Raw genomic sequence first — 5,196 nt, forward strand, 5'->3', positions numbered from 1 at the left:
ACGGCAAGGGTAAGCGGGTCGAGTTGGCACCGACGAACATCGTGCGCGACGTGGAAGGGCACCCGCGCAGCGCCGACGTGCGGACGCCGTTCAGTTGCTTCGGTTGCCATGGTCCGAGCAACGGATTTTTGCGCCCCAAGAACCTGGTCGACGATCAGCGAAAGGCGGGCGTGAAAACCCGGTTCGCGGACCGCGACCAAAGGAACGCCTACGAGAATTTCTACCTCGACTGGGACGGGAAGATCCCCGGCTGGCAGGGGCGATTCGGCGCCCTGCTCAATCGCACCACGGGATGGAGCGGGGCGAAGATGGTCGAGACCCAAACCCACCTGCGCGAAGCCTACGACAGGCCGGTGAGCCCCGAGCAGGCGGCCATCGAGCTGGGCTTGCCGATCGAGACGATGAAGCTCCGTTTTGCAAAGTACTCACCTCGTGTGCGGCTCAATTTGTTGGTGCAGGGCGAGCCTGTTCCACGAAGACTTTGGGAGTCCGGGCTGTTTCAGGAGGCGGTTTTGACCTCGAGGTTACCACCATGAAGTGTTTCGGGATCTTGCTCGGCGCGATGGCGTTGGCCATCCTTGTTGCGTGCGGCGCCGACGCCGGCGGCGGCTTTGGGCATGGCTACGGTACGCACCATGTTGCCTACAGCCAGCCGACCTATTACAACCAAGCCCTTATCCTGCCGGTGGCGGTCACGCCGCCCTACAACCCGTTCTATTACACGGTGCAGGACTACTATGGGCAGTCGCTACTCGCCGATGCGATCGCCGCTCGGTCCGCAGCGCTTACTCAAAAGTCGCCGACGGCAGCGACCACACCGTGCGAGCATCTCAAGAGCCAGCTCGAGCAGTTGGCGAAGCGAATGGAGTCGCTCGAAAAGCCGGCGGTATCGGCGCCGGAGAAGCTGACGGCCGCGCCGAGCAGCGGTGCCGATGCGATCAAGCAATCGTGCGCCCAGTGCCACAGCGGGAAGGTAGCCAAAGGTGGGTTCGCGATCGAGCAGCTCACCACGCCGGCCGCGATCGGTAGCGCGATGCAGGCGATCCTCGAGGGGCGCATGCCGAAGAAGTGCCCGACCTGCGTCCCGCTCAGCCCGAAGACGACGGGCGAAGCCCTACTCTTCCTGTCCGCCCAGCTGTCGAAAGTGAAGTAGCGGCGCGTGCCGCTGCGCTCTGTCCGATTCGCTCCTGAAAGGAGTCGTCCATGTTTCGCTTGTGCGTCGTCGCGTGCCTGATGCTCGCGGCGTCCTTCGCCCCGGTCGTCCAGGCCGGCGGCTGCGTCCCGGTGCAAACCGTCGTCGCACCCCCGCAAAATCTCGTCGGCCAACCCTCGGGTTATACCTGTGGGCAAGGCCAACAGCTGCAGCAGCTGCAGCAGCTGCAGCAGATCGTCGCCCCGCAATTCCTGCAGGGGCCGCAGTACGTGCAGGCTGTGCAGGCCGGGCCGTTGCTGCTGCAAACCCGCCGCGGCTTCCCGTTGGCCATCGTCGCCGTGCCCCATCGCCACCATCGGCGCTGAGACCGGCATTTCAGGCGGGCCCACTTCGGGCCCGCCGCTTCATAAACTCCAGCTTTTAGGAGATTGACCTTGCTCGAAGAAATCATTAGCAGCTTTGGCGGCACGGCCAAAGCTGTGGCTTGGCTGCGGCACTTCGGCTACCTCGCCGGCGGGGCCGCGTCGATCGCGAGCAACGCCGCCGCCGCGATCGAGGCCCTGCAGCGCGTTGGCGGGCTGCCGGTGACAGGGGTTATCGACGCGGCGACGCTCGGCTTGATGGAGCGGCCGCGTTGTGGTTTGTCCGATAACCGCCTGGCGGCGACCAGTTCGGCGTCGCGCTGGACTAAACCCGAAATCACCTGGTCGATCGCCGACTACCTGCCTGGCTTCGCCCCGCAGGAACAGGAGGATCGGACTGCCGTCGGCTGGCAGCGCTGGGCCGCGGTGATTCCGCTGAAGATCCGGCGCGCGACCAAAGCCGACGTGCCCGACGTGGTGATCTCGGTCGGCAGTGGCCCACAGGCGGGATTCGACGGGCCCTCCGGCGTCCTCGCATGGTCGTACAAGCCGGCAGGGGACAACCGGCAAATCCTCATGCGGTTCGATCTCGCCGAGCAGTACGGGCCCAGCGCCCCCATCAAGTACGACAACGTCTTCGATCACGAGGCCGGGCACGCCCTGGGCCTCGATCACGACATGCAGCACGCCGCCGCGCTGATGTCGCCGTTTTACAGCTCGACCGTCCGCGACCCCACGCAATGGGACATCGCGGCGATCCAAGCCCTCTACGGGTCCGCGCAGCCGGCGAACCCTGTGCCGCTCCCGCTACCGCCGGGCGTGACGCGGTTGACGATCGAGGGAGAGAATCTCCGCGTCGTCACCTGAGTGACATACCAATGTCAGGCCCCTTGCCCGGACCGGAGGTTTTTGCAATGTTCACCTACGAGGTTGTGATAGCCGCGATGCTGCTGTCATCGCCGGGCGACGATGTCCCCGAAAGGATCGAGCCGTGGATCACGGCGATCCATCCCGCCATCGTCGCGCTGGCGATCGAGGCGGAAATCTTGGACCCACGCGCGGCGTCAGGGTATTTTGCGAGCGACTGGAGTTGGTCTCAGGACCTCCTGGCCCTTCGCGGCCAATGCGCCTCGCTGCAGTCAGCGCCGATGCTCGCGGATTGCCACCAATTGCCGCCGTTGGGGTTCTGCAGCTGCATGCTCACGGCCAATCGAGAGTTTCGGGAGGAACTCAAGCGGCGGGCGGCCTGCGACATGGTGCACCGTGAGGAGATCATTGCGGCGATCGACGATACCGATGCGATGTACCATGTGTGGGCGGCGGTAGCCTACGCGCAGACCAGGCATTACGATGTGACCATGCGTCGGCAGTCGCTCCACGCCGTGCGCCGCATGATCGGGCCCGAGGCGTTCTACGCCGGCACGTTGCCGCCGCCGTTGCCGCTCTGGGCCATCCCGAGGCGGTGACCCGTGTGGAAACCGAAACGCCGGTCGCCGGCTATGCGGCGGACGACCGCTCAGCGCGGCTACGGCAGCCGCTGGCAGCGCTACGCCCGGTGGTACCTCGGCCACCATCCCCTCTGCCGGGAGTGCGAGCGCCAGGGCGTGACCAGCGCAGCGACGCAGGTGGACCACATCCGGCCCCACCGCGGCGACCAAGTCTTGTTCTGGGACCCTGCCAACCACCAACCGTTGTGCGGGCGCTGCCACGCGATCAAGACGCGGGCCGGGCTATAGGAGGCCTCATGGGCGTGCGAATCAAAACCCTGAAGCTGAGCGAAAGCGGCTTTACCGCCCAGGTGCTCGCGTACGCAAAGGCCATGGGCTGGCGCACAGCGCACTTCCGCCCGGCCCAAACGGCCAAGGGTTGGCGAACGGCAGTACAGGGGGATGGGAAGGGGTTCCCGGATCTCATCCTCGTCCGGGAGCGGGTAGTTGTGGCCGAGCTGAAGGTAGGGTGCAACGTGCCGTCGCTCGAGCAACTCGCCTGGCTTGAGGCTTTCGCTGGCGCAGGCGTGGAGAGCTACACGTGGAGGCCAGCGGATTGGGCGTCGATCGAAAAAGTGCTGCGGTCCTCGTCACCATGACACATCTCCAGCCAACCAATCCGTCCGATCGCCGATCCATCTGGGCTCCAGAGTCACAAGCACCCATTTGTGCTTTGCGACGCCATCGCGAACGAGCTTTGGCGCATCGACAATCATCCCGTTGCAAAAGTATGACCCTTTTGGCCCGATGATCGCCCAAGACTTGGCGGTCTCGAAGAGGTCATCAATCCGCTTGGCCTCCAATTCGCCGCGGCGAGCGCCAGCGGGGTGCCTCTTGTAGAACATCATTTCAGGCGCCCCAACGTCGCGGACCATGTCGACAATGATTTCTGTGGCGCCAAGATTGATGCCCAGCCCCATCCTGCCAACGTCAGTGTAGAATACCCTCACCGGAGACGGCCTGTTGGCAAGGTCGTAGGCGTAAAACCTGGGAAGGCAAGTCGAGCACGTCAGCCAGTCATGCTCATATTGTCCCCACCTCGAGCAAGCCCATGACGGAATTTCGCACATCAATGTCATTCCTCCCTATTTGAGCGTCACGCGAACCAACTGCGGCAACGGCCCTTCCGCAGTGTGTTCGATTTCCGCTTGCCTTCTGCCCCGAGGCGGTTATAATCTCATTAGTATGAGGCGAGGATGATGAGGGAACCAATGGTTATTGCGATGGCAGAAGTGTTCGGGAGTAAACTGCAAGGGCGGTTGCTCGGAAAAAAACACTATGCCCGCCTGTGCGAACTCCTCAGCGATGTTCCGCCTGGTGAGATCGTTTTCCTTGACTTCAGCGGTGTGGATCTGGTCACTGGCTCTTGGGTAAACGCCATGATCGTTCCATTCTTCCGCTGGGCTGCTGACGAAGGGAACGACGTGTTCCCTGTAATCTGCAATGCTCAGGAAGGATGGCTGGACGACCTGACCTTGGTCGCTGACTGGACTCATCAGTGTTATCTCGTTGCGACGGGTAATGCGCCAGCCCGAACGGCGGTGCTTGTCGGTTCGCTTGATCCGGGGCAACGCAATACTCTGAATGCCTTGCTTGAACTTCAGGAGGCGACCGGGGCGGCGCTGGAACGGCTTCGACCAGATGAGAATATCAAGGCTACGGCCTGGAACAACAGACTCAAAGACCTTTACGACAAAAGGCTCCTGCGCCGAGAACGGCGAGGCCGGGAGCAGGTTTATACGCCGGTGATTGCGGAGGTCGTTTCCGATGGGCGACAACTTTCTTCGGCAACAGATCAACAATTTCACGAAGAAGCGGTGCCGGGCGGTAGCCGAAAGAAAAAAGCCGACCCTGCTCGACCGTCCAGAAGTGGTAAGCACCCAATACCCGGTGAACCCCCTCCCCGGCCAACAACTCGAAAAGGGTGAAGTCCTTTTCGGAGTCCTGCACCGCGACCCGCTGGCAAAGTAAATTTACTTAAGACTTACTTCATATTCCAGTTTTCCCAGGGCCGCCTGGATTTTCTCCAGGCTGGCTTCGCGCTTGCGATTGACGGCCTCGGTTTCCTGCTGGATCTTTTCAAGCCGGTCTTCCTGGCTACTGAGCGTGCGGACAAAGCGTTCGCGCAGCTCTTTTTCCGCCGAGCGGTCGCCCAGGGCTTGGAGATTGTCGCGGATCCGCTTTTGCTCGTTGT

10 protein-coding genes are annotated in these 5,196 nt (G+C 62.7%); 8 read left to right on the forward strand and 2 right to left on the reverse strand.

The features are described 5' to 3' along the window. The first annotated feature begins 23 nt into the window (after positions 1–23). From K1X74_23240 to K1X74_23270, 7 genes are all read left to right on the forward strand, one after another. A complete protein-coding gene (locus tag K1X74_23240) occupies positions 24–536 on the forward strand; it encodes a hypothetical protein (GenBank protein ID MBX7169267.1) in 513 nt (170 codons plus the stop codon). Between the two features lie 14 nt (positions 537–550). Continuing rightward, positions 551–1,153: a hypothetical protein gene (locus K1X74_23245; GenBank protein ID MBX7169268.1), complete on the forward strand. Its 603-nt coding sequence runs from the start codon at positions 551–553 to the stop codon at positions 1,151–1,153. 50 nt (positions 1,154–1,203) lie between these two features. Continuing rightward, a complete protein-coding gene (locus tag K1X74_23250) occupies positions 1,204–1,518 on the forward strand; it encodes a hypothetical protein (protein MBX7169269.1) in 315 nt (104 codons plus the stop codon). Between the two features lie 69 nt (positions 1,519–1,587). After that, positions 1,588–2,382: a matrixin family metalloprotease gene (locus K1X74_23255; protein ID MBX7169270.1), complete on the forward strand. Its 795-nt coding sequence runs from the start codon at positions 1,588–1,590 to the stop codon at positions 2,380–2,382. Between the two features lie 47 nt (positions 2,383–2,429). Beyond that, a complete protein-coding gene (locus tag K1X74_23260) occupies positions 2,430–2,981 on the forward strand; it encodes a hypothetical protein (GenBank protein ID MBX7169271.1) in 552 nt (183 codons plus the stop codon). A 3-nt stretch (positions 2,982–2,984) separates the two neighbouring features. After that, positions 2,985–3,251 (forward strand): HNH endonuclease, encoded by a 267-nt coding sequence (locus tag K1X74_23265; protein ID MBX7169272.1) that lies wholly within the window; start codon positions 2,985–2,987, stop codon positions 3,249–3,251. An 8-nt stretch (positions 3,252–3,259) separates the two neighbouring features. Further along, the gene (locus K1X74_23270) at positions 3,260–3,601 is read left to right on the forward strand and encodes a hypothetical protein (protein MBX7169273.1); all 342 of its coding nucleotides are present in this window, start codon (positions 3,260–3,262) and stop codon (positions 3,599–3,601) included. Here the strand turns inward: K1X74_23270 and K1X74_23275 are convergent. Continuing rightward, positions 3,593–3,922 carry a hypothetical protein gene (locus K1X74_23275; protein ID MBX7169274.1) on the reverse strand — a complete coding sequence of 110 codons (330 nt, stop codon included), beginning with the start codon at positions 3,920–3,922 and terminating at the stop codon, positions 3,593–3,595. The two genes, K1X74_23270 and K1X74_23275, sit on opposite strands and share 9 nt — an antisense overlap. 291 nt (positions 3,923–4,213) lie before the next feature. Between K1X74_23275 and K1X74_23280 the strand changes: the two genes are divergently transcribed. After that, positions 4,214–4,930 carry a hypothetical protein gene (locus K1X74_23280; protein ID MBX7169275.1) on the forward strand — a complete coding sequence of 239 codons (717 nt, stop codon included), beginning with the start codon at positions 4,214–4,216 and terminating at the stop codon, positions 4,928–4,930. Positions 4,931–4,975: 45 nt separating this feature from the next. Here the strand turns inward: K1X74_23280 and K1X74_23285 are convergent. Beyond that, positions 4,976–5,196, reverse strand: a 221-nt coding sequence (locus K1X74_23285; protein MBX7169276.1) for a hypothetical protein, incomplete at its 5' end; no start/stop codon positions are given.

Source organism: Pirellulales bacterium (genome assembly GCA_019694435.1).
Taxonomy (GTDB): Bacteria; Planctomycetota; Planctomycetia; order Pirellulales; family JAEUIK01; genus JAIBBZ01.

Bases quoted from the DNA above. Each gene is read 5' to 3' on its own strand.
- K1X74_23250 (MBX7169269.1), top strand. From the start codon at position 1,204: ATGTTTCGCTTGTGCGTCGTCGCGTGCCTGATGCTCGCGGCGTCCTTC.
- K1X74_23260 (MBX7169271.1), top strand. From the start codon at position 2,430: ATGTTCACCTACGAGGTTGTGATAGCCGCGATGCTGCTGTCATCGCCG.
- K1X74_23270 (MBX7169273.1), top strand. From the start codon at position 3,260: ATGGGCGTGCGAATCAAAACCCTGAAGCTGAGCGAAAGCGGCTTTACC.
- K1X74_23275 (MBX7169274.1), bottom strand. From the start codon at position 3,922: ATGGGGCTGGGCATCAATCTTGGCGCCACAGAAATCATTGTCGACATG.
- K1X74_23280 (MBX7169275.1), top strand. From the start codon at position 4,214: ATGGTTATTGCGATGGCAGAAGTGTTCGGGAGTAAACTGCAAGGGCGG.